Source organism: Dellaglioa sp. L3N, from assembly GCF_054941095.1.
Genome location: NZ_CM142928.1, coordinates 1,528,535 through 1,552,642 on the forward strand (window position 1 = coordinate 1,528,535; position 24,108 = coordinate 1,552,642).

Below are 24,108 nucleotides of genomic sequence, written 5' to 3' on the forward strand. Positions count from 1 at the left end.
ACCTCCTACAATTAATTTGAAAGGAATTATCGAATTACTTCTTCCGTTTCTTTATCAAAAAATAACCCTTTTCCCATATTAAATGCCATCTCAATCTCTGTTCCAGGTCGATAATCGTCTGATGCGTCTGATTTAGCAACAAATTCATCGTCCCCTGCATTTAGGTATAGCATTGACTCATTACCTAATAACTCTGAGACAGTAATTTTAGCGAATACGTGACTTCCTGCATATGCCGAAAGTTCTATTGGTTGAGTTGAAATATCTTCCGGCCTAATTCCAAAAACAAGTGTTTTATTTTCATATCCTTTAGAGACTAATAGCTTATTTTGCCCAGTTGGAACTTCTAAATCAATTCCGTTTAAATTTTTTAGTCGGCCATCTTTTAAAGTTACTTCAAAGAAATTCATTGCAGGACTACCCATAAAGCCTGCTACAAACATATTATTAGGTTTATTATATAATTCTTTAGGCGTTCCCACTTGCTGTATACGGCCAGCGTTCATAATAACAATTCTATCTGCTAGCGTCATCGCTTCGGTTTGATCATGAGTTACATATATCGTAGTAGCACCTGAGTTTTGATGAATTTTAGCAATTTCTGCTCTCATTTGAACACGTAATTTTGCATCCAAATTAGATAGAGGTTCATCCATCAAAAATAATTTTGCATCCCTAACAATCGCCCGGCCCATTGCAACACGTTGTCGTTGACCACCTGATAATGCCGCCGGTTTACGTTCTAAGTATTCAGACAACCCTAAAATATCTGCAACATGTGTAACACGTTTTTTAATATCACTTTTTTCATACTTTCTTAATTTAAGTCCAAAAGCCATATTTTCAAAAACAGACATATGTGGATATAACGCGTAATTTTGGAAAACCATGGCAATATCGCGATCCTTAGGGGCTAAATCATTAACTATTTTCCCGTCTATTAGAAATTCGCCACTAGTTATATCTTCTAACCCTGCAATCATTCTTAATGTTGTTGATTTTCCACATCCTGATGGTCCAACAAACACAATAAATTCTTTATCTTTTATCTCTAAATTAAAATCAGGCACTGATGGATTAGGATTATTAGGATATTGTTTAACAATATGCTTCAATTTCATTTCTGGCATGTCTATCTTCCTCTCATTTAAGAAAAACTACTTAATACAACACTTTGATAAGGTTGTAAAATAATGTCTCCATTGCTATCTTTATTAATATTTTTAAAATTATTAATTAAAGTATTTTGAAATTTTTCGTCTACTTTTATTTTTAAATCATGATTATCAAAATTAATTAAAACTAATAATTCTTTTACTTCTAAAACACGACGATATGCGATTAGATTTTCTTCTGTATAATCAGTTAATACAAATTCACCGTTGATAATAACTTCTTTATACTTTGATTCTTTACGTCTAAGTTCAATTAACTTTTTATAGAAATTTAATACTGAATTGAGATTTTCACCTTCATCCATAACGTTTATCTTCTGATAATTCGGATTAACCTTTAACCAAGTATTATCTGCATCAGAAAAACCAGCATTATTATTTCTATTCCATTGCATAGGTGTTCTTGAATTATCGCGTGAACGCCTATACATTGCACCGAAAGCCTCTTCTTCACTTTGACCTGCTAAAAGGGCACGTGCATATACCTCATGAGTTGCAATATCATCATAATCATCCATAGAATCCATATGGATATTTTCCATTCCTATTTCTTGGCCTTGATATATAAAGGGGGTTCCATGCAACATCATAAATAAAGTTGCTAACATTTTTTTGGTAGTATCATTCCGGTCTGATTCTGGTAAATACTTATTAATTGATCGTGGTTGATCATGATTTTCTAAGTATTGCGCTCCCCAACCTATTTTTTGAGTAACTAATTGATGATGAAAGAGATTCTTTTTAAATTCATCAATCGTCCAGTCATGAAGTAAATACCATTCGCCAGTTTCCGGTGTATCAATATCCGTATATGAAAAATCAAATGTTGATCGAAATACCCCCGTATCACCAATAAAGTTGGGTAATAATTCATCTGCTACATCGGCTTCAGCAATAGTGAAACTATTATGCTTTTTAAAAGTTTTTTCGTCTATCTCTTTTAACCAATCTTCAATTCCTGGCTGATTTAAGATCCATTTACCAATAAATGCTAAACCATCTTCACCATCTGCCTCAAATTGACCATATTGCATATTCTTTTTAAGATTTAATATTGCATCAATTCTAAATCCACCAAATCCTTTATCTAACCACCAATTAATCATATCTATACATTCATTACGAACAGCACTATTTTCCCAGTTTAAATCTGGTTGTTTTTTTGAAAATGCATGTAAAAAATACATATTTGGTTCATTAGGTACTTTTTCCCAAGCAGATCCTCCAAAATATGAACGCCAATTATTAGGCGGATTCCCTTCTATTCCTTCTTTAAAGATATAATAATTTCTATATTTACTTGCTGGATTTTTTAATGCTTCCTTAAACCATTCATGTTCATCAGAAGTATGATTAATTACCAAGTCCATTAATAGTTTAATTCCATGATTTTTAGCTACCTTAACTAGTTCATCCATATCTTCATTTGTTCCAAACATTGGATCTATTGAGTAATAATCTGAAATATCATACCCACCATCATCCATAGGTGATTTATAGATAGGACTTAGCCAAACCAAATTAACCCCTAGTTTTGATAAATACGGAATTTTTTCAATAATTCCTTTTAAATCACCCATTCCATCTTTATTACTATCTTTAAAGCTCTTAGGATAGATCTGATAAACAACTGATTCTTTCCACCATTCATTTTGCTTCATAAATTTCTCTCCCTCATACTAATTTAAGTTTTATCCTTTAACCGCCCCACCAGTCATTCCTTCAACATAATATTTTTGTAAGAATATGAATAATATCGTAATTGGTACGGCGACAATTATGCATCCCGCTGCAAAAGCAGTATATAAGGAGTTAGCTGTATTTATATTTAGCATTGAATATAATCCTATTGCTACCGTATACTTATCAACTCTATCGCCCATAATAACCTTGGCAAAAATAAAATCCATCCATGGTGTTGTAAAAGCCATCAACGCTGTATAAACAATGATTGGCTTAGCCATTGGTAACGTAATTTTCGTAAATATTTGTGCTTTTGTTGCTCCATCAATCATTGCTGACTCATCTAACGAATAAGGGATAGTATCAAAAAATCCCTTAGCAATATAAAATGTTAACGCTGCTGATGAAGAGTATATTAATACAAGCGCTGTTAAAGTTTGTGTCATATCTAATGCTTTTAAAATATAATAAACAGCAATCATGCTCATAAATGCAGGAAACATATTTAGAACTAATGCTATTTTCATTACAGGTTTTTTCATTTTAAATCGTAATCTCGATAAGGCATATGCCATAGAAACTGTGATAAACGTTGAAAGCAAACATGATGCAATCGAGACAATCAATGTGTTTTCAAACCATTTTATAAATGGAAAATTAATATCTCCACTTAAAATATATTTATAATTATCTAACGTATAGTGTTTTGGAAAAATATAAGAAACAAATTGGCCGCTATCTGCTCGGAAAGAAGTTAGGATTAACCAAAAAACTGGAAATAACCAAACGACTGCAAGAATAAAGAGTCCAACATTTTTTACAATATACTTCTTTTTCATGTCTAGTTACCTTCTTTTTGATATGAATTTGTCTTTGTGTATGCAATTAGTGAGAAAACAGCACTAAGGATAAATGTGATAATTCCAATTACGGATGCTAAATTGTAATCCGCACGATTAACGGTTAATTTATATAGCCACGTAACTAATAAATCTGTGTTTCCCGCACTGTAAAAATTACTATTTGATGGTAATCCCCCTGTTAATAAATAGATAACATTGAAATTATTTATATTTCCGATAAATTGTTGAATAATACTTGGTGCCATAATTAACATAATTTGTGGAAAAGTAATATTTCTAAAAATTTGAAATGAATTAGCTCCATCAATCTTAGCTGCTTCAATTTGATCCTCTGGTAAGTTAACAATGACCCCAGTTGCGACTAACATGGTAACTGGGATACCTATCCACATATTGACACCAATAACAGATATCTTAGCTAACAATGAATCCGTTAAAAATGGAATTGGTGTATTAATCCATCCCATATTGATTAACATTGTATTCAAAGGTCCTGATATATGTAATAGATTTTGCCAAACTAATAGTGAAACAAATGCTGGCACTGCCATTGTTATAACAAATACTGTACGATAAAATTTCTTATTAACAATTCCTTTTGAATTAATAAATAGGGCAAGTAATACGCCAAAAAAGAAGGTCGTTGCGGTTGCTGCAATTGCCCAAATTAATGTCCACCCGAGGACTGGAAAAAAGGTTCCCGATATCTTACCACTAAATATGGCAGAAAAATTATTAAATCCAACCCAGTGAAATAAATTTCTTGGGGGTAAATGATTATGATCGTAACTAGTGAAAGCTAATGAAATCATATAAATAAGAGGTAATAATGTAAAAGCAATAACTTCTATTACAGGAATCGTCATCAGTGTGATATGGAATCGACTATCGAATAACGAGTAAATATCTTCTGCGATATTAGGTACCTTATTTCCGTTCTTTTTTAATTGAGCAACCTTATCTGCACTTTTTATGCTTTGACGCCAAATAATAAACATGGCAACACACAACATCAATACACATAATCCATTGATTAACATGAGCATTGAGTTATCACCGTTTACTTTAATTGAAAATCCCAACTTTTTATCAAACTTCCATGTCTGTGCTCGAATACCTAAATTTACTAATCCGCCTAGTACCTTTATTCCACTGGTAATCATGAAATAAATGAATACTAATTCGCTTATGAGAAAAATAAGTCCTTTAACAATTTGTTTATGAGCTAAATTACCAAGTCCAAATACGATTCCCGATAGTTTCGTTATCATGCTTCCAGTATTTAGAATTTCAAAAATACCTTTATGTGTTATGTTTTCTTCTAACATTTTTAGTTTCTCCTTTGTCTATCAATCTATTTAAGACTATCACTGGAAGCTTCTTTAACTAACTGATCTAATTTAGATTGCATCTTATTTTCAGGTATTTTCCCATTATATGCATCATTGATAATTGCATTTATTGGTATCCAAAAATTAGACATTTGTGAAATTTTTGGTGTTAATACTGAATGATCACTTTGTGACATATCAATTACGGTTGTTTTAACAGGATCACTTAAAACTATTTTAGAACTTTGAGCTATCTTGTTACTTGGAATTGTCCCCAACGATTCAGATAACTTTAATTGTGATTGCTTATTCGTAATATACTTAGCTAATTTCATAGACTCTAATGGTTGTTTTGTATCTGCATTAACAACAAATTGTCTAACACTTAAAAATGCTTTTAAATTAACATTCCCATCTCCAAAATTAGCTGTTGGATAAACTGCAGTTCCAAAATTTTTCCCTAATATTTCTTTTATTGCTTCCGCATTATAAACACCACTGAATAAGGCATGTATTTTACCCGACTTTAATGAATCAAGTTCGTCTGCGTTAACTGATACAACATTTTTATTTTTTCTTAGGTTAGCGATATATTTTAAAACATCAACCCCATCTTTTGAGTTGTACGTCATTTTCTTTAAGTCTTCACCATTTTTTCCAAATAATTGAGCACCATTAGCAATGAACCATGGCGCAATCCTGAAATCAGCACCGGCCTCTGACAGATTTAATCCAACCTTACTTTTAGCCATCATTCCTTCAAAAGATTGAATATCATTTTTAGAAAAAACTGATTTATCATAGTATAAGAACATTGATTCTACACTTGCTGGATAGCCATACAATTGATTTTTATAAGTTCCAGCAGCAATAGATTGCGCTGAATTAGCCTTTTTTTCCTGCTTTGCAAATTTTTCACTCTTATAAACCATCCCTGAATCAACTAATTGACCTAATTGATCATGTGGAATAACAAATACATCTGCTGCAGATTCCGGATCCTTACTTAAATTTTCAAGTGCTTTTCCAGATTCTGATTCAATTATTTTAATCTGGATATGTCTATCCGAATTCTCCTTAATATATTGATCAACTATTTTTTGATATCCTTTAGCTTGATTTAAATCGACCCATAATTTTAGTTCAATTGGATTTTCCTTACTACCTGTCCCAACTTTTCCATCATTAGAACATCCTGACAGCATGACTAAAAATAAAATTAACATACTAACTAAACTCAAACTTTTTTTCATCAACTACACTCCCTACAACTTATTTGTATGATTAGCACTACCTTGTTACCTTTATAACGATTGTTACTTTAAATAATCGCAGAAAAAGCAAAAATGTCCTTCGTTGTCTTTTTGTTATAAAATAAAACGCTTTCATTGACAACGAAATTTTATCATTTATTTTTTCTGAAGTCAAATGATATTTTAAATAAATAAATCAATTAAAAAAAACAGCCTTTTAAGCTGTTCCTCGAATAATTAATGAAGTTTTTAATTTTATCGCTGCTGGTTGGTCACTACCTTTTAAGTTCGCAATTAATACAGCTGCTGCATGTTCACCCATTTCTTTAATCGGTTGACGAACCGTCGTCAATTGTGGTGTTAGAACTGTTGACATCGGCTGATCATCAAACCCTACAATTGCTAATTCATCAGGTACTTTTATACTTAGCATATTACATTGACTCAAGATTCCTGCCGCCAATTCGTCCCCATTAGCAAATATGGCATCTGGGCGATTATTTGTTGGTAACATCATAAAATCATTCACTAATTCCCTACCATCGGAAATACTCCAACGATCTTCTAAATGAAATTTTTTATTGAATGGCACACTGTACTCTTCAAGTGCTTGAAGATAACCATTAAATCTTTGATCCGTTTTATCATTAACCCCACCAGTACAATAAACAATTTTTTTATAACCTTTTTTTAGTAAATAGCTAATTGCATCATAAGTCGCTTTTTTTTCATCAATATGAATTGATGGAATTGTCTTATCAGCAACATACCGATTACAAAGAACAATTTTTCCCTGCTGAACAAATCGTTTAATATCATCATTAACATCTTCAATTGAGGCAATAATTAATCCATCTAGTTGTCTCTTTTTTAACATTTCAATAAATTTTTCTTGATGATCTGCAGAATCAAGCGTTTGTAAAACGATGATTTGATAATCATTATTAGCTGCATACTTTTCAATTGCATCAACTAAATATGAAAAAAATGGATTAGTAATATAAGAAACGATCACGCCTATTAGTTTCGTTCCCTTACCTCGTAATTGTTGCGCTATTGAATTAGGATAATAATCTAATTTTTTCATAACGTCAAAAATTTTTCGTTTTGCTTTTTCTGATACGTGTTGTGGATCATTAATAGCTCTTGAAATAGTTTTGATTGAATAACCACTTTGACGTGCCACGTCATTAATATTCGACATTATTTTTTCTCCTTGGAATTTAACAACATGAATTCCTGATTATTATTTTAATACAAATAAATACTTCATAAAGCTAACATATATTAGAATCATATATCAATATCCTTTATATATCAATGTCTTTCACATCTTAATTAGCTACCTTCAATCTCAATAAATTGTGTCCCAACAGCTTCGACAAATTCTTTATCGTGATCAATCATTAGCATTGGCGGTTGAAATGTCATAATGACATTTTGAATTTGTTGGCGTGTAATGACGTCTAAATAATTCAACGGTTCATCCCAAATATACAAATTTGCTGGTTCAACCAGTGAACGACTTAGCGCTACTTTCCGCTTTTGCCCCATACTCATTTGACTGATGTCTTTCACAAACTCGTCACGTTCAAAACCTAATTTTCTTAACATATCCAACATCAAAGAATAAGAAACAGCCTTCTCTGCCGCAAATGCTTGTAAAGAACCAGCTAACCCTGCAAAATTCTGTGGTAACCAACTGACTTTTAAAGGGGATGCCAAGCTACATTGCCCTTGGTAATCTAAATGATCTAAAATTGCGGCAATCGCACTTGATTTACCAGACCCATTCTTACCTTGAATAATCACTCGATCTGCAGTTTTTACTTTAAAATTAACTGGCTCGTTAACTCGCATTTGATTCCGCATGGCTGAAAAATTGATTACTTCTAGTAACGTCTTTTCTGACACTATTCTTTCAAAATTTAACGTTAAAGGTTCCGCCACATCAATATTTTTAAGTAATGTTTTTTTCTCATCGACTGCTTTATTAGCGCGTTTTTTGATACTCAATGCCCGCTTCATTGATTTTGCAGACTTGTGACTGATAAAGCCACGGTCAGTCGCACCAGATACTTTGGCTTCCGTCTGATTAGCCCAGCCTGTTTTTTTCCGAGAGGCACCTTCTAAACGTTTAATATCACGTTGTAATTTCTCTTTTTCATTAAATTCCCAATTATTACGCGACGTATTTTCTTCATCCCATGTCTTATAATTCCCTTTAAACTGACTTATTTTAGCTCGGTCGATAGAGATGACATGGTCAATCACGGAATTTAAAAAATGTCGATCATGACTAATCACAATAAATCTTGATTTATGCCTAAGATACTCAGCAATCACCTGTCGCCCAGTGTCATCTAGATGATTGGTCGGTTCATCAATTAATTGAAATTTCCCTCCACCAACAAATAAACTAGCTAATAATAGCTTGGTTTGTTGCCCTGGACTTAATTGATTAAATGAGTCTGTCAGAAGACTTTCGGGCAACCCAAGTTTATCCATTTCAATCAAAAACTTCCATTGATCATAATCTTCTAAATCCGTGATGCTTTTAATCACCAACCAAACGGCTTCTTCAGGTCTTGCGATAGATTGCGGAAAATACTGAAATTCTAGGTCAGTCCTAATCCTACCTTGATACTGCAGTTGATTCTGTAAAAGTTTAAATAAAGTCGTTTTTCCACGACCATTTCTACCAATTAGACCTAACTTCCAGCTCGCATCTAACTGTAAATCAACATTTTTAAAAATTGGTGTTACTTGTCCATCATATTGAAAACTTAATTGTTCAATTTGTATTGTTCCTATGGTAATTACCCCATTTCTTGTGAGGTCGACCGTTAACCTATTCAAATTGAGTCCACAAAAAAAAGAGCATACAGTTATATGCTCTTCAATCATGACGCATCAAAAAAATGACTCTTTAAGATGTGAAAAAGAATTGAAATTGCAAACCGTTTGAATAGTCAACATGCATAAATAGGCACACTTCGCCATGCGTAGCCGACAGTTATTCGATTAACGATTTGAAATTTTCAATGCTCTTCACACTCCCTGTTTATTGATTGATTATAGATTATCATAGTGGTCGATTCAAGGCAAATTTTTATTATATTACTAATGATTACTAAAAATCTTACTTCATGAAATCTTATCTATCCTCTTTGTGCGTCTATCAACGCTTGCCTTAATTCATCATCTACGGCATAGATATAGAGTCCATTCACGCCACGTGTCAAAAGAACATTTAGCTCATTCTTTAATAAAACATCTGAAAAATACTCTTTTTTTCCACTTTTAAGCGTTCTTCTTCTCGTTACTTTTTTATTTTCACTCGCATCCTTATCAAAGATAATTTTACCATTTCTATATTTAACGGATGGACCAATAATAACTCCCGCATAATTCAAATCAAAACCTTGTATAGTAAACGTCGACCCTATCTCACCAATTGTCTGTTCTTGTTCTGCCCAAGATAGTAATTTATTTGTTTTTCTTTGTTCTTTACTCTCGGGTAATTGTAAATTCCACGGAAGTGAAAATTTACCTATTGTCACCATATAATGATTTGGATTATTTTTCTTATTAATATACGGCCAATCAAAAGTAGCCAGCATTCTCGAAATTCCTATACTGTTATCTTTTGATTTCACCTTTATCTCATCATACATTTTTTGAGGATCATCAAAAATCTTTAAATCATATCCTTTGGTATCTTTTTTAATCGGATTAACTTTTTGCGTATCAACTAACTTACGAATCCAATCAACTGTTATTTGATCTGCATTTATCCGCATTTGATTATATAAAAACATATAATTATTTTCATGAATAGCATTTTCTTTCAATGAATAGAGTTCATCATTTTCCCAATACTGTTCCGTTGATAGAATTTGATTTTCATCAAAAACAGCCACCACTACTCGAGCCCTATCTAAAAGGTCTTTTAATTGATTTTTTCCTCGATAAGATTGTTTTCCTTGAGTCCATAAAAGATGCGCTTCATCAACTATCACGACATCTGCTATATTATCCGTATCATGATTATTTATAAATGTAGTAGGTTTATTTACCAAATTTTTTTCATCCATATTTAATTTTCCAGCGATTTGTTTATATACCTTTAACTGCTGGTCATGATTAACTAATAAGAAATTTTTATCTTCTTTGAAAATAACATGATTTTTTTCTTTTGCCGTCTGATTTAGTTCATAAAATAAACTACTCATTAACACTGTTTTTCCAGCTCCGGCCTCCCCACTCACTAAAATTAGTTGGCCTTTTTTATCTCTTGTTATCGCCTCTACAATCTTTAACATGATATTATCTTTAATTCTTAATTGTTCTTCCGTTAACTTATGAAACGGAGAGGCCTTAAAGATTGCTGAATTACGTATTGAATTTTCCGTTGGAAATAATTTATCATTTCTTGTTTTAAGTTTTTCCCATATTGTCGAGAAAATGGAATCCAGTTCTTCTGATTTATAGTATTCATTTTGCTGATTTATTCGTTTGTTATATACATTAGTGATGCTATTTGCGCTAGCTAAATATTGCATTAATCTATTTTCTATATCAAGTGTTAATGATTTATTAAAATGCTCATGCCCAATTATAAACATCTTAGCTTCATCAGATTTTAAAAATTCATTCCATTGATTTCCATCTCTACTTTCTAGGAGATGCTCTTCAGTCCGTCTAACAATATCAGTTGTTTCGCCAACATAGACGGTATATTTTTCATTTTTTTGATTATTAATTATATACACCGTTGGATACTTCAAAAGATACTTTTCTTTCAGATTATTTTCTTTTTTTAAATTTTCATTAAATTTTTTTAAATCAGATTTATCATATGCTATTTCTTCAATAATGGGTTCCGTTTTGTCCATATACACCGGCCTCACTTTATAAGTTTATATTCTAAATAAATTATACCATTGTTATTATATAAACAAAAAAAGACACCTTCAAATAGATGGTGTCTTAAAATATTACTATACATAACTCACTAAAATTCAATATCAAACTGATAGGCAATATCCTTCGCAGCATCAATTTGATAATCAGCTTCAACATCACTACCCCAACTATCAATCCCACCCACACCTCGAACGGCACCAAAAATCGATAGGACTGTTCGGTGTGCTGCTGGTAATTCGCTATGATGGGTCGCATTCTCCAACTCCTCAGCCGTGTATGGCAAGCATGAAAACGCAATTGGCTGATCAATCGCGCTAAATTTTAGTCCAGTTTCAGGTACCTGCTGAACACGATTATCTAATACAGCCTGTCGATAAACTGTCACCCAATCCGTTTGCATATGCATCCCACAATCTTGTGGCACCAAATACGGCGTCACAGGCAACCCTTGGACTTCATATTGGCCTGGAATACCACCCGCCATTCGATCTGGATACGTTTCACCTGACAGCCCCTGATAAGTAAAACGAGTTGCTGGTGTTGGCATGATAAATCGTAAGCCAAAAACAGGTAATGATGGTAACTCGGCTTGTCTTTGGTAGGCGACTGCGACATTCATTTTACCAGATGGCTCAATTGTATACGTCACAACCACTTGAGTCTGCGGTACAGTAATTGTCTTGTAGGTGTAACTCACTGCGACTTTTTCTGCAACCTCGTGATCAGTATATCGATTATTTTCCGGGGCAAGCGGCAACTTAATCGGCTGATTGTTAATCGCCACAGTAACCGATTCACATTTAATAAATTGATCTGCCGCCAGCCACATCCCTGATTCCAATGGAAACTGACTGCCACGATCATTATCAGTTGTTGCTCGCCAAAAAGTTGGTTTGGGTGAGCGGTAAAGCCATTCTTTGCCTTGGATTCTAAATGATTCAGGACCACCCGTTTGATACGAGAAAATATAATGAAAGTTCTCTCCCTTTAAGCCAAGTGTCACATCCCCGTAAATCACAGCTAACTGTTTATTTGTCTGTTCCATAATAGTATTTAACCTCCTGCATGGCTGGCTTTTCATCTCGTGTTGCAAAAACAAGTCCGTCACCTGAAAATTCATAATCCGATGGTCGGTCATCAAAATCGCCACCGTAACGCAATTCAGATTGACCTGTCACAGAATCTTTAACCAATAAAGCCTGATCAATAAAGTCCCAGATAAAGCCACCTTGATAAGACTCATATTGTTGCAACAAATCTATATATGATTTCATCCCACCTAGTGAATTGCCCATATCATGCATATATTCACATAAAATAAACGGTTTTTGTGGGTCATTATCTAAATAGTCTTTAATTTCTGTTGGCTTCGCATACATCCGACTTTCAACATCCGAAATAACATCCTTGTATTCAGGCGCACGGAAAACACCTTCATAGTGAACTAAACGGATTGAATCTCGTTGTTTATAATAGTCATTCATCTTCGCCAAGACATCCCCAGCATATGATTCGTTACCCAATGACCAAAATAGAACTGAGGGATGATTTTTAAAGAGTTCAAAATTACTTTTAGCACGGTCTAAAACTGCTGGCTCCCACTCATCAACTGATCCTGGTACATTCCAAGACGGTTCGATTGCTCCCATCTTCTGCCAAGATCCGTGTGATTCTAAGTTTGTTTCAGCCATCATATAAATACCAGCTTCATCACAACGATTATAAAAAGATAACCGATCTGGATAATGCGATGTCCGGACTGCATTGATATTATTGCGTTGCATGCAGGCCACATCCCATGCTTCATCAGCATCTGAAATCGTCCGTCCCATTTCGGGATTCCATTCGTGTCGATTAACACCATTAATAATCAAACGTTCACCATTTAATAACATCACGCGGTTCTTAATCTCAATTTTACGGAAACCAACGGGTTGCTGAACGATTTCGATTAATTGTCCATCAGACGTTAAAACTTCTAATTGTAAAGTGTATAAGTAAGGCCGTTCATTCTGCCAAGCCGTCACGATTTTGTCTAAATCATAATGGTGTTTAACAGTTGAATCACTCACCAATTCATCACTAAATAAAATTGTTTCATGGTCTTTAAAAGTCACCTTTACCCGTTGTTTCGGTCCATTAAAGTGAAGTTGTAACGCTAATTCCCCAGTTTGATGTTCAACATCATAATCAGGAATGACCCATAAATCATCTAAGTGAGTCACTGGTTGCGCTAATAAGGTGACATCACGAAAAATCCCGAAGAAACGGAAGAAATCTTGGTCTTCAATGAAAGCTGCAGAACTTCGTTTATGAACTTCAACCGCCAAACAGTTATCTTTTACTTTTAAATAAGGGGTTAAATCGAATTCTGATGGCGTGAAACTATCTTCTGCATAACCTAAAAAATGACCGTTTAACCAGACATACATTGCCTGTTCGACTCCTGAAAAACGTAAGATAACGCGTTGATTTTGAAGTGCTGATGCTAAATCAAAATGTTTCAAATAAGACCCCACTGGATTATACGCAGCTTCACTAAACATTCCGGTATAATGATCCTGATTAAACTCTGAAAACGCAGGACGTCGGTATTCATGCCCTTCCCACGGATACATCGTATTAATATAATGCAGTTGATCATAACCTGCCAATTCAATATGTTGTGGCACCTTGATTGAATCAAATTGACTCGCATCAAAATCCGTTTGATAAAACGTTTTCAGACGACTCGCTGCATTGGGACTATAGCTGAATTGCCACGTCCCATTCAAAGATTGTTCAAAAGAACTGTTTTGAAGTGCTAATTCTGATTCATTTGCGTAGTATCGATGATCACTATGTGCTGGTAACTGACCAACTCGAAAAACCGTTGGTGTATCTAGCCATTCAATTTTTGGTATCATTATATAGCCTCCAAATTCATTTTAAAACGCTTTCATTGAAAAGTATAATCACTTAAACTCTTAATGTCAAAGCACAAAAAAGCCGACACATAGTTGTATCGACTAAAAATTAAAGATTATTAAAGTAACTAAATTTTAATTAACTTTATAATAAACATCTGACTCAGCGACTCGTGCAGATAATACCTCTTGTGATGAAACTGCTACAATTTTATCTTTATCAATACTTCCTGCTAATAAGTCGCCCATTTTTCCTGATGGTAAAAATAAAATATTTAAACCCGATCGATCAACTACTCCTTTTAACTGTAACACTTCATCCGTCATAGTTGCTTTCAATTCTTTTTTGTATTTTGTTTCATCACCACTTTTGTAGAGCCCTGCTAATTCTGGTTTCCCGTTTGCTAAATTATACTCAGGAATATTTACTGTTAAATGTTTTATATTTCCGGCTTGATTAAAACCAGTAATATCTGTAAATTTCATAACATTATCGGTCACATTAATTGTATGACCACGTTTATTTTTCCAGGTTCCCTTGATACTTGAATAATTACCGGCTTCAATTTTATTAGTATCCATTTTGGCTGTATCTGTAGAACTAGTCTTCATACTTGTTTTAGTAGTAGTAGCGCTCTCTTTATTTTTTTCAAAAACCTGTTGGTAACTATTGTTACTTGTCCAGATAACAACTCGATCCTTTGAATTATCAATAGAAGTAGGGGCACTATCTCCAGTATTAGCCATTGCTACACCTTTAGGATAAAAAGAAACATTCCATAATATTGTAGCCATTTGATCATCGGAATCTGCTGTTAAATAGCCGTTTTGTTCTTTAAATTTCAAAGCTACGTTACTATTATTATCTATTAATGTATTTCCCTGTAATTTCATTACCGACCCATCAATAATTTCGCTAGCTTTAACTGAAAGTTTTTCACCCACTCCGGCAGACCAAGTAGACCCTTCTCCATTCTGATGGTTAGTAGATATTGCTACTTCTTCCCAATTACCCAATAAACTCGTATAATCTCCTTGCTGAATCTGTGATAAATTCATCGATGGACTGGTAGCCTTGGGTTTTACAGATTCTTGTTCTTTTACTTGTTCTTTTGACTGATTTAACGTATTAACTTTTTTATCATATGTTTTCTTTAACTGACTAATCTTTGATTTAACTTTTTTAAGCGTTTTTTTATTATAAACAGTCAAATCTTGTATTTCGACTCTTTTAGAAAGTACCTTTAATGCGTTCTCCTTTATCGTAATATCTCTAGTTGTTGCTTCAGCAATATTTGTTATCTTACTATCTTCAAAACTTTTTTCATTTTTATCTATCAACAATTTTCTAGCTTGATAGATAGAATCATCATACCGTTTTATTACTTTTTTATTCTTTTTTGTTCCTGCTTTATATTCATCTGCCTCTTTGATAAGTTTTTCTAAATCTTTGAATTGTTTACTCTCATTTTTTTCTTTATTAAAAGCAATTTTCTTTTTATCTATTCCTTTTAATTGTTTGGTTAGTTCTAAGTCATTCCCTTTTTGCTTATTATATAAGTAATATGATCCACCTAAAACAACTATCACTATGATTGCTATCAACCATATAATCTTTTTATTTTTCAATTATATTACCCCTAAATTAATTTATTTTTATCATAATAAAATTACACTAAAAAACCAAACGTCCTTTGACTATTGACATTCGGTCTAGTAATATAATTTATTTTTCTTCTTTAGTAAATTTTGAATTTCCATAAGAATCAGAATTAATAATAACAAAAGAATTTTTATCATCTGATATTTTTGCCATTAACTCCCGTGTTCCCATGTCCATTTCAATTTCATTATCCGAAATTTTATATGTTCCTCTATTTTCTACCTTCCCATTTATTACTTCTTTGACATTATCATCCTCAAAAGTAAATGTATCATCTTCTTGAGAAAATACATAATTTATTTTTGCTGTATAATCCCCATTCAACTGATTAAATCCGCATGCCGAAAGAGTAACCATTCCTAATAAAACCATAAATGCCATAATTATTTTCTTTTTCATTTTTCTCCCTATGATCCAATTTTTCTTTTTCTAACATTTAAAAAATAAATATTTATTTTTTAAATGTTGTATTAACTGCTGATACCGTAGATGCTATTGCAGCCATTTTTGCAGAAGCAGCGGTATCTTCTTGTAAAGATCTCATTTCTTCTTGAATTGATAGTTGATCTTCATGAAAATGCTGTGTTTCCAATAAATTATATGACTCCTTTAGTGATTCTGCCCGACCTTCATTAATTAATTTCCATAGTCGAAACGCATCTGTATATGTATAAAATTTTTCTGGAAACCCATCCTTTCCATTAATATAGTCTTCATTATTTCTCTCTTGACTTAGTTTTTTATTTGCTGTTTCTAATTCTTCAATAGCAGGCTTTACCCAAAAGTTATTTTTAAATACCATAACAGCTACTGCAACTATTCCCACAAAGAATCCCCCTGCTATGTTGCCCGTTATTATCATCAATCCACATACTATCCACAACCCAATTATTGTTTTTCTTAAACTTAATTTAGCTTTTTCTGACTCAACTAGCTCTGTATCTCTCTTTTCTAAAGCTACCGCAACTGGTGCCAGTACTCTTCTTTTTTCCAATAAATAGTCTAATGTCTCGGTTCTGTCCATAATATCCCGTTCCTCCAATTATATTCTTGCTTAGTGCTCATAAATATCTTAAAAATTAACTCTCAAAAAAGTATTCACTCTCTCCCCCTTTTACTAAAATACTGATAAAACTAATATTTTATACTGTTAATAATATCATAAATCAATAAAAATACCAGCATTACATGCATTTAGTATAGTCAAATATATCATTTATTTTTGATACTCTTAATCGAGGTGATAACGAATGACTATAGATTTTTTTGGAGAAAAATTAAAAGCAATACGTAAATCTAAACGACTTACACAACTTGATTTAGCAATACGCCTAAATGTTAGTAAAGGGACCATCTCTGCATATGAACAAGGATTATCTTACCCATCAATTGAAACCCTTGTGAAAATTTGCGATATATTAGATACATCAGCTGACTACTTACTTGGAATATCTGACGATTTACCATTTAAAATGGGCGGATTAACTGACGAGCAGATGGTAAGTATATTGCAATTTGTTTCTTTGATTGAGCGTTCCAATGAAATTATTGATAAGCACTAGAAAAAGGTGAGATAAGCTCTCCATAACTGTAAAAGGAAACCTATATTCTTCCTTTTACAGTTATGGAGTTTTTTTAGCTAACTTAATACCCCAGTATAAAAGCTAATTATGTTATGAAAGCGATAAAAAAACGATTTCACCCAAATTTAAGGTGAAACCGTTTAACTAAGCTATTAATTTGATTTATCAGTTTAGATATTGCTTATTAAGGAGCTACTGCCCATTAATAGTTACTCCTGAACTGGTTCCAATTCTAGAAGCCCCTGCCATAATCATCACTTTCGCTTCCTCTAATGTATGAATACCTCCTGATGCTTTAATTTTAATTTGATTTCCAATTGTTTCATTCATCATTTTAATGTCATGAATACTTGCTCCACGTGTTGAAAATCCAGTGGACGTTTTTACAAAATCAGCACCTGCTTGTGCTACTAACCTACTAGCTATCACAATTTCTTCATCACTGAGTAATGCAGTCTCAATAATCACCTTCACTAATACCTTGTTAGCATGTGCTTTTTCTACAACTGCCTTAATATCTGCAATTACTATATCGTAATTTTTTGCTTTTAATTCACCAATATTCTGTACCATGTCAATTTCCTGTGCACCATCTTTAATAGCGCATTCTGCTTCAAAAACTTTAACTTTTGTCTTGTTTGCCCCCAAAGGAAACCCAATAACAGTCGCAATTCTTACATCAGACGTCTTCAGTAATCTAGCAGCATAAGAAACCCAATAAGGATTAACCATTACTGTAGCAAAATGATTATCTTTAGCCTCACTAATTACTTGCATTACGCCATCTTGATTTGCATCAGCTTTTAACAGAGTATGGTCAATATATTCTGCAACTTCCATTTTGCACCTCTTTTACAATCTATTAAATTTTACCCATCATATGCCGTAAATGATTTAAAAATAAATCATAATCTATTTTGTCATAATCAGTAACATCTAGTGTAATTAATTCTCCTAGAGAAAAAGTTTGATAACCACGTTCATTCGATCGATTTTTAAACACCTCGAAACTCGATAAGCCATCAACCTGATCCACATCAACTGAATTTCCTAAATGATAATGATTCATTTTTAATCCTAGATGCCTTGGTCCCTCTAAATCTCGCTTAACAGAACGTTCATAGAGTGTTCGAATGTCTGCTTCAAGTCTAACTGTTATTATTTTATACTGATAACGCTGACTCAATTTTTTGAGTTCATCTTTTTGTAAATAACTAAAAGGATAGTCTGCGATGATTGCTTTATTTTTACACATTAAATAATCGATTGATTGATAGAATCGTAAATATGCAATGTCATCTAATTCTCTTTTTTCAGCAGAATTATCAAATCCAACTTCATCGTAAATATGTTCTTTAATTAAATCTAAAGGTATCGTCGTAAATCCTATAATCGAATTTTTAATAATCGTCTCAGTATAGGTTTTACCAGTTCCTGGGGCTCCTGCTAATAAAATTAAATGATTTGTATTAGACATCCCAATCACTCCTTAATGGTTTATACCAACAAGTTCAATATTCTTTTTATTTAAAAAGAGCCCAACTTTATGATTAACAATATTATAAACAACTTGATTACAAGGCATAATATTATTACGTAAAGAACTATTCAATTCAGTTTCTTCAAATTGTTCTTTTGCTGCACGTGTCCACCCTACCAGTAATTCTGTTCCTACGTTAAATTTACGAATACCATTTTCTGTCAAACGGATATAATCAGCTTCATCTACCCCAGTTCCTCCGTGAATAACTAATGGTTTTTCAATCAGTGAATGTAATTCTTCAATTAATGGGAAATTTAATTTTGTTTTAGATTCAAATTGACCATGATGAGTTCCTACACCAACTGCTAAAGCATCTACATCAACTTCCGTCAAAAAGGTCACTGCTTGTTTAGGATCAGTATAGACACCTTCTGCCACAGTTATCCCCTCCTCTGTACCTCCTATTGTTCCAATCTCACACTCAACTGAAACATCCCGTGCATGAGCATAATCAACAACACGTAAAGCCTTTTCAATATTTTCTCTAAGTGGTAAAGCAGAACCATCAAACATAACTGAAGAATAACCTGCATCAATAGCCTCTTTAATATCGTCAAAAGATTTAGCGTGATCTAAATGTAAAACAACATCAACTAGAAGATTATTAGCCATTGATTTGCAAACTGCAACAAAATTCTCCATCCCTACATACTGTGCAGTTGAAACACTAGTTTGAATGATGATTGGTGAACCTGCATCCTTTGCAGCTCGAATCATATCAGGTACCATTTCTAAATTATGTGCATTAAATGCCCCAACAGTGTAGTTAACTCTCTGTGCCTCAGCTAAAACGTTTTTTAAATTTTTATACATAATATATTATTCCCCTTTTCTTAAATTAAAAGTTTGATTTCATAACTCTTTTTGACAAAGCAAGTAAACTATCCGTTTTTGTAATCCATTTTTGAATAGCCTCGTTATCCTTTTTCTGGGCCGCACCTTTTCGCTTATCTTCATATAAATTAAGTAAGTTATTATACGCAACACCAAAACTTTCCTTTATTTTTAAACTCTGTTCAAAAGAATTTATTGCGTCATCAATTTCACCTAACTTAATTTGATTTTCTCCCAGTTGATTATAATGCTCAATTGTCGCCTGATTTTTTCCAGATAATATTGCTGCATTTATTTTTTCATTTTCTTGTTGTAATGCTACTTTATCTTCTAGACTCAGTTCTAACGCGATAGATTGCTCAGTATGCTTTTTTTCTTTAAATAAATTTCCAAACATTATTAATCACCTCTCATTAGTTAATTAAACTGCTTTGAGAATTGGTCCTAAAATCCAAACATACATTAGTGCAGAAGTAATCGTATCTGAATCAGTTGCCGAAGCATTTACGAATCCTAATGTAGTTAGCGCAGTCACAAGTAACGCTGGTAATAAGGTTATAAATAGTCCATGAACAACACCACCAATGATAGCCCCTCGACGTCCACCAACAACATTTCCGAAAATTCCAGCTGTACCACCTGCAAAAAAATTAGTTAACATTCCTGGTAAAATAACTGCTAATCCAAACACTGGCATTAAGAACATCCCAATAACCGTACCAATCGTCGTTGTAATAAATCCAAGAATAACTGAATTAGGTGCATACGGGAAAAGTACTGGGCAATCAAGTGCTGGTTTCGCGTTAGGAACTAGTTTCATTGCTATCCCACGAAAAGCTGGAACAATTTCTCCTAACAATAACCGGACACCTGCTAGTAAAACGAATACACCAACAACAAACTGAATTCCTTGCATAAAGGCATTCATAATGTAGTTCATATTTTCTGTTCCTGCCCACTTAGGTCCCGCAAAAGCAGCCGTAATCATATAGAGTGGCACCATAATCACTGCAATCGATAAGTACGTATCTTGTAAAAATTCCATTGATTTAGGTAATTTCATATCCTCTACTGAATGTTTGTTTTCACCACGTTCACCAAAGACATATGCTGTCCCTGCCTCAACCAAATAACCAATCGTACAAAAATGACCAAGTGCAATTGAATCATTGCCAGTAATTTTACGAACAAATGGTTGGGCAACTGCTGGCATCGCAACTGCAAAAGTCCCACCAATAATACTTCCTAAAACAACTGTCCAAACACTGTTTAATCCTGCAATTTTACCACCGACAACATTCATTGTTGCCATCCATAGTAACGCTTGTCCTGTTAAGAAAATATATTTAAAAGGCGAAAAGCGTGCAATTAAAATATTGACAATGAAGATTCCTAAAAATGTAAAAGCAATTTCATTTCCCAAGCCAAGCGTATTCATTGCTTGCCCATTAAGTGCTTCAATACTAGGAACTACACCATTAAGATGAAAAGCATGTTGAAAATTTTTGCCAAAATAAGTCAGACTTCCAACAATAATGGCAGACCCTGCAGATAATACTTGAAATCCTAACAAAGTCTTAAACGTCCCTGTCAATACAGAACCAACAGATTTTCGTTGCAACAGCAACCCTAACATTGCAATCAAAGCAATCGTTATCGCTGCTTGAGTCAAAATGTTATTAATAATAAAATTGATTACATTCATACCAAATGACCTCCTCTATTCTTAATCGTAGTTAATAAGACAATTCATTAATTACGGGTACTAATTTCATTTCAATTTCTTTGGCATCAACAATATTATGTAAATAAACCATTTTAATTGCTGGATCCAAATCATATTTTTCAAATTGTGTTTTAAAATTTTCTGCTGATACAATAATATCCGTTCGAATACCTGGAGTTGACGAAATTGCTTCATGCTCTAACGACTCATCCAAATTTAATTCATTAAGTACATCTTCGGCAACCATTTGACAGGCCAATGAACTCCCTAATCCTGCTCCACAAATGAAATATATTTTTAATTTTTTACTCATTATTAAATTTCCTCTCTTTCATTAAAAAGTAATTTTTTAAATTGTTTTAATTTAGTTTGTTTTTTTAATTTTTCAACCTTTTTAGGATCATTAATTAGTTGTACTATTGCTTTCATCACATTTAAGTGCGAATAATTATCAATAGCAGCTAAGCAAAAAACAATACTAACAGGATCGTTTTCAGGACTCCCAAAATTAACAGGATTTTTCAAAGTCGTAATTGAAACACCGAGTTTATTTGCACCATCCTCAGGTCGTGCATGTGCCAAAGCTATTGATGGTCCAATTACAATATAAGGACCATATTCTTTAACTGAACTAATCATTGCTTCGACATACTTATCAGAAATAAAATTTTGCTCAATTAGTGGTTGAGCTGAAACTTTAATTGCTTCCTGCCAATTTGGCACTTCTTTATTCAGTTGGATTTGATCATCGCTAACAATATCTTTCAACATCGGTTGTACCTCTCTTTCGTTAATGTTTAAATGATGCGTGTAAAAAACTCTTTGCAACTGAAATACTAAGTCTTTACTAACATCTATATTGTTTCCTTTAAGTTCTGCTAAAATACCGTTAAATAACTTGGTTGGGTCAATCGATGCTCCTTCGTATCTTGATAATTCGGCATGATCTGATAAAAACTGAGTCACACTTTCTAACTCCTTATCCGATGGAATTGGATTTACTTTCATATTTGGTATATCTTCAATATCAATATCAACCGTTTTAAAAACTAAATCAACTCGCAATTTTTTTAAAATATTAATATCTACTGAACTTAAAACAGCAATAACGTCAATATCAAATCTTTCCTCCAACTTCGCAGCTAATAACTTTCCTGTTGCCATACCATAGTTACATACAACTGCAGTTCGATATTTAAAATCGGGATTTTTTTTAATTTCAACTTGTGCTACAGAAAAATACATTGCTAAATATCCATTCTCATCATCAGATAAATTTAAATTATATCTGTCCCTAAGAGATAGCGTATAGTCACAAACTGCCGTATAAATTTCAGGATAACTTTGCTTAATCATTGTTTTTAATGGATTAAAAACATTGAGATGTTGCCCATAACGAACTAATAAACTTGAAATATGATAGTAGACATCTTCAAACAAACTCTCACTTTTTGAAAAAGGTAATCCTAAAGTTTCTTCCATTGATTCAATTAATGAAACACTTATTACTTGTGCTTTCATCCAATTGTCAAGTACCATATCCTCATTTTTATCAAAACTACTAATTATAAAAGCCATATATCGGATTTCAGAATTCAAATCAATTTCTAAATTAAAGTAAGTAATCAGTTCATTAATATATTGAGATTGTTTCATTTTTAATTTAACATTTTCTGAATTCAAATCCTCACTAATAACATGCTTATTTTGAATACGAATTACCCAAATTAATGTTAAAATACTTGCTTGATATCGATAACTAATATTATTGGCTAAATTTCCTGTGGCAAAAAGACTCATTATTTCTTGATTAATAAACTGCATATCCTTACGCGTAAAAGTAGCCGTTAACTTGTCCACCAAATTATTACGTTCAAACACTTCACCTTCAAAAAGAATGCCTCTCTCTACTTGTCGTATAATTAAATCGCAAAACATCATACGAATGGTACGCTCATTACCAACTATGCTCGCACCACTTTTAAGATTTGTAACCAATCGTAAATTATAAGTCTGCAACAGCATCCTTACATCACGCATATCGCCGTCCATTGTACTTTTACTGATTTCTAACTGTTCTTGTATATCAATAATAAATATGGGGTCTCTCGATGCTAAAATTTCAATTAATAAGTATAAAATTCGTTGCTGTGGCGTTAAATATCGTTGACCCTCTGTGACTGCCATGCCTTCCTGAGTTAACTTTTTTTGTTGATTTTCTGATAAGTGATTATAAATAATTCCTTTACTAATTTGAAATGTTGAAAACTGATTGCTGGCCAGCATATCGTTAATTTCATGCATTTCATTACGAATAGTTCTAGGTGTAACCTCAAACTGTATAGACAAATCATTAATTGATTCGGATTTACTACTTATCAATCTATTTAGAATACTGTTTAATCTTTCACGCATTTCCTCACCCCACACTCATATAATAAGTAACCGTTTACATTTTTAAAAGTAGAACTTCTTTATCTATTTCTTAGAAAAGACTACGCTTCTTTCTTTACCCTTTTTAAAGAAATTAAATATACCCCATTATTTTCTAATATTGATAAAGCAACTCAACAACACTGCATGATATCATATTCAATTACTTTAATTAAAAAGTTAATA

21 protein-coding genes are annotated in these 24,108 nt (G+C 32.9%); 1 reads left to right on the forward strand and 20 read right to left on the reverse strand.

Features of this window, described 5'->3' with window-relative positions; translation table 11 throughout:
- Positions 1 to 26 precede the first annotated feature (26 nt).
- The 13 genes from ACVPPR_RS07890 to ACVPPR_RS07950 form a co-directional block, all read right to left on the reverse strand.
- Complete coding sequence (locus tag ACVPPR_RS07890; protein WP_462304100.1) at positions 27 to 1,130, reverse strand: ABC transporter ATP-binding protein; 1,104 nt, start codon at positions 1,128 to 1,130, stop codon at positions 27 to 29.
- A gap of 17 nt (positions 1,131 to 1,147) precedes the next feature.
- Complete coding sequence (locus ACVPPR_RS07895) at positions 1,148 to 2,836, reverse strand: alpha-glucosidase (protein WP_462304101.1); 1,689 nt, start codon at positions 2,834 to 2,836, stop codon at positions 1,148 to 1,150.
- A 30-nt stretch (positions 2,837 to 2,866) separates the two neighbouring features.
- Complete coding sequence (locus ACVPPR_RS07900) at positions 2,867 to 3,697, reverse strand: sugar ABC transporter permease (RefSeq protein WP_462304102.1); 831 nt, start codon at positions 3,695 to 3,697, stop codon at positions 2,867 to 2,869.
- 2 nt (positions 3,698 to 3,699) lie between these two features.
- Positions 3,700 to 5,049 carry a carbohydrate ABC transporter permease gene (locus tag ACVPPR_RS07905; RefSeq protein WP_462304103.1) on the reverse strand — a complete coding sequence of 450 codons (1,350 nt, stop codon included), beginning with the start codon at positions 5,047 to 5,049 and terminating at the stop codon, positions 3,700 to 3,702.
- 26 nt (positions 5,050 to 5,075) lie between these two features.
- Positions 5,076 to 6,305 (reverse strand): extracellular solute-binding protein, encoded by a 1,230-nt coding sequence (locus ACVPPR_RS07910; RefSeq protein WP_462304104.1) that lies wholly within the window; start codon positions 6,303 to 6,305, stop codon positions 5,076 to 5,078.
- 217 nt (positions 6,306 to 6,522) lie between these two features.
- Positions 6,523 to 7,509 (reverse strand): LacI family DNA-binding transcriptional regulator, encoded by a 987-nt coding sequence (locus ACVPPR_RS07915; RefSeq protein WP_462304105.1) that lies wholly within the window; start codon positions 7,507 to 7,509, stop codon positions 6,523 to 6,525.
- Positions 7,510 to 7,643: 134 nt separating this feature from the next.
- Complete coding sequence (gene abc-f, locus ACVPPR_RS07920) at positions 7,644 to 9,164, reverse strand: ribosomal protection-like ABC-F family protein (RefSeq protein ID WP_462304106.1); 1,521 nt, start codon at positions 9,162 to 9,164, stop codon at positions 7,644 to 7,646.
- Between the two features lie 302 nt (positions 9,165 to 9,466).
- Positions 9,467 to 11,203, reverse strand: coding sequence for a DUF2075 domain-containing protein (locus tag ACVPPR_RS07925; RefSeq protein ID WP_462304107.1), 1,737 nt, complete (start codon positions 11,201 to 11,203; stop codon positions 9,467 to 9,469).
- 119 nt (positions 11,204 to 11,322) lie between these two features.
- On the reverse strand, positions 11,323 to 12,279 hold the full coding sequence (locus ACVPPR_RS07930; protein ID WP_462304108.1) for a beta-galactosidase small subunit: 957 nt from the start codon (positions 12,277 to 12,279) through the stop codon (positions 11,323 to 11,325).
- Positions 12,263 to 14,140 carry a glycoside hydrolase family 2 TIM barrel-domain containing protein gene (locus tag ACVPPR_RS07935; protein WP_462304109.1) on the reverse strand — a complete coding sequence of 626 codons (1,878 nt, stop codon included), beginning with the start codon at positions 14,138 to 14,140 and terminating at the stop codon, positions 12,263 to 12,265. The genes ACVPPR_RS07930 and ACVPPR_RS07935 overlap by 17 nt, the downstream gene beginning before the upstream one ends.
- 135 nt (positions 14,141 to 14,275) lie before the next feature.
- Positions 14,276 to 15,769 carry a DUF6287 domain-containing protein gene (locus tag ACVPPR_RS07940; RefSeq protein ID WP_462304110.1) on the reverse strand — a complete coding sequence of 498 codons (1,494 nt, stop codon included), beginning with the start codon at positions 15,767 to 15,769 and terminating at the stop codon, positions 14,276 to 14,278.
- Positions 15,770 to 15,866: 97 nt separating this feature from the next.
- Complete coding sequence (locus ACVPPR_RS07945; protein WP_462304111.1) at positions 15,867 to 16,202, reverse strand: hypothetical protein; 336 nt, start codon at positions 16,200 to 16,202, stop codon at positions 15,867 to 15,869.
- Positions 16,203 to 16,254: 52 nt separating this feature from the next.
- On the reverse strand, positions 16,255 to 16,797 hold the full coding sequence (locus ACVPPR_RS07950; protein ID WP_462304112.1) for a hypothetical protein: 543 nt from the start codon (positions 16,795 to 16,797) through the stop codon (positions 16,255 to 16,257).
- A gap of 256 nt (positions 16,798 to 17,053) precedes the next feature.
- Here ACVPPR_RS07950 and ACVPPR_RS07955 point away from each other — a divergent pair, with 256 nt between their 5' ends.
- Positions 17,054 to 17,365 carry a helix-turn-helix domain-containing protein gene (locus ACVPPR_RS07955; protein ID WP_462304113.1) on the forward strand — a complete coding sequence of 104 codons (312 nt, stop codon included), beginning with the start codon at positions 17,054 to 17,056 and terminating at the stop codon, positions 17,363 to 17,365.
- A gap of 213 nt (positions 17,366 to 17,578) precedes the next feature.
- Here ACVPPR_RS07955 and deoC read toward each other — a convergent pair whose 3' ends face one another.
- The 7 genes from deoC to ACVPPR_RS07990 are packed head-to-tail and all read right to left on the reverse strand — an operon-like array spanning position 17,579 to position 23,904.
- Complete coding sequence (deoC, locus tag ACVPPR_RS07960; RefSeq protein ID WP_462304114.1) at positions 17,579 to 18,226, reverse strand: deoxyribose-phosphate aldolase; 648 nt, start codon at positions 18,224 to 18,226, stop codon at positions 17,579 to 17,581.
- Positions 18,227 to 18,248: 22 nt separating this feature from the next.
- Entirely contained in the window at positions 18,249 to 18,863 is a 615-nt protein-coding gene (locus tag ACVPPR_RS07965; protein WP_462304115.1) for a P-loop nucleotide/nucleoside kinase family protein, read from the reverse strand.
- Positions 18,864 to 18,875: 12 nt separating this feature from the next.
- Complete coding sequence (locus ACVPPR_RS07970) at positions 18,876 to 19,742, reverse strand: class II fructose-bisphosphate aldolase (RefSeq protein WP_462304116.1); 867 nt, start codon at positions 19,740 to 19,742, stop codon at positions 18,876 to 18,878.
- A 25-nt stretch (positions 19,743 to 19,767) separates the two neighbouring features.
- The gene (locus ACVPPR_RS07975; protein WP_462304117.1) at positions 19,768 to 20,160 is read right to left on the reverse strand and encodes a hypothetical protein; all 393 of its coding nucleotides are present in this window, start codon (positions 20,158 to 20,160) and stop codon (positions 19,768 to 19,770) included.
- 24 nt (positions 20,161 to 20,184) lie between these two features.
- Complete coding sequence (locus ACVPPR_RS07980) at positions 20,185 to 21,468, reverse strand: PTS sugar transporter subunit IIC (protein ID WP_462304118.1); 1,284 nt, start codon at positions 21,466 to 21,468, stop codon at positions 20,185 to 20,187.
- A gap of 31 nt (positions 21,469 to 21,499) precedes the next feature.
- Complete coding sequence (locus ACVPPR_RS07985) at positions 21,500 to 21,802, reverse strand: PTS sugar transporter subunit IIB (RefSeq protein WP_462304119.1); 303 nt, start codon at positions 21,800 to 21,802, stop codon at positions 21,500 to 21,502.
- Positions 21,803 to 21,804: 2 nt separating this feature from the next.
- Positions 21,805 to 23,904, reverse strand: coding sequence for a BglG family transcription antiterminator (locus ACVPPR_RS07990; RefSeq protein WP_462304120.1), 2,100 nt, complete (start codon positions 23,902 to 23,904; stop codon positions 21,805 to 21,807).
- Positions 23,905 to 24,108 lie beyond the last annotated feature (204 nt).

Bases quoted from the DNA above. Each gene is read 5' to 3' on its own strand.
- ACVPPR_RS07890 (WP_462304100.1), bottom strand. From the start codon at position 1,130: ATGCCAGAAATGAAATTGAAGCATATTGTTAAACAATATCCTAATAAT.
- ACVPPR_RS07895 (WP_462304101.1), bottom strand. From the start codon at position 2,836: ATGAAGCAAAATGAATGGTGGAAAGAATCAGTTGTTTATCAGATCTAT.
- ACVPPR_RS07900 (WP_462304102.1), bottom strand. From the start codon at position 3,697: ATGAAAAAGAAGTATATTGTAAAAAATGTTGGACTCTTTATTCTTGCA.
- ACVPPR_RS07905 (WP_462304103.1), bottom strand. From the start codon at position 5,049: ATGTTAGAAGAAAACATAACACATAAAGGTATTTTTGAAATTCTAAAT.
- ACVPPR_RS07910 (WP_462304104.1), bottom strand. From the start codon at position 6,305: ATGAAAAAAAGTTTGAGTTTAGTTAGTATGTTAATTTTATTTTTAGTC.
- ACVPPR_RS07915 (WP_462304105.1), bottom strand. From the start codon at position 7,509: ATGTCGAATATTAATGACGTGGCACGTCAAAGTGGTTATTCAATCAAA.
- ACVPPR_RS07925 (WP_462304107.1), bottom strand. From the start codon at position 11,203: ATGGACAAAACGGAACCCATTATTGAAGAAATAGCATATGATAAATCT.
- ACVPPR_RS07930 (WP_462304108.1), bottom strand. From the start codon at position 12,279: ATGGAACAGACAAATAAACAGTTAGCTGTGATTTACGGGGATGTGACA.
- ACVPPR_RS07935 (WP_462304109.1), bottom strand. From the start codon at position 14,140: ATGATACCAAAAATTGAATGGCTAGATACACCAACGGTTTTTCGAGTT.
- ACVPPR_RS07945 (WP_462304111.1), bottom strand. From the start codon at position 16,202: ATGAAAAAGAAAATAATTATGGCATTTATGGTTTTATTAGGAATGGTT.
- ACVPPR_RS07955 (WP_462304113.1), top strand. From the start codon at position 17,054: ATGACTATAGATTTTTTTGGAGAAAAATTAAAAGCAATACGTAAATCT.
- deoC (WP_462304114.1), bottom strand. From the start codon at position 18,226: ATGGAAGTTGCAGAATATATTGACCATACTCTGTTAAAAGCTGATGCA.
- ACVPPR_RS07965 (WP_462304115.1), bottom strand. From the start codon at position 18,863: ATGTCTAATACAAATCATTTAATTTTATTAGCAGGAGCCCCAGGAACT.
- ACVPPR_RS07970 (WP_462304116.1), bottom strand. From the start codon at position 19,742: ATGTATAAAAATTTAAAAAACGTTTTAGCTGAGGCACAGAGAGTTAAC.
- ACVPPR_RS07975 (WP_462304117.1), bottom strand. From the start codon at position 20,160: ATGTTTGGAAATTTATTTAAAGAAAAAAAGCATACTGAGCAATCTATC.
- ACVPPR_RS07980 (WP_462304118.1), bottom strand. From the start codon at position 21,468: ATGAATGTAATCAATTTTATTATTAATAACATTTTGACTCAAGCAGCG.
- ACVPPR_RS07985 (WP_462304119.1), bottom strand. From the start codon at position 21,802: ATGAGTAAAAAATTAAAAATATATTTCATTTGTGGAGCAGGATTAGGG.
- ACVPPR_RS07990 (WP_462304120.1), bottom strand. From the start codon at position 23,904: ATGCGTGAAAGATTAAACAGTATTCTAAATAGATTGATAAGTAGTAAA.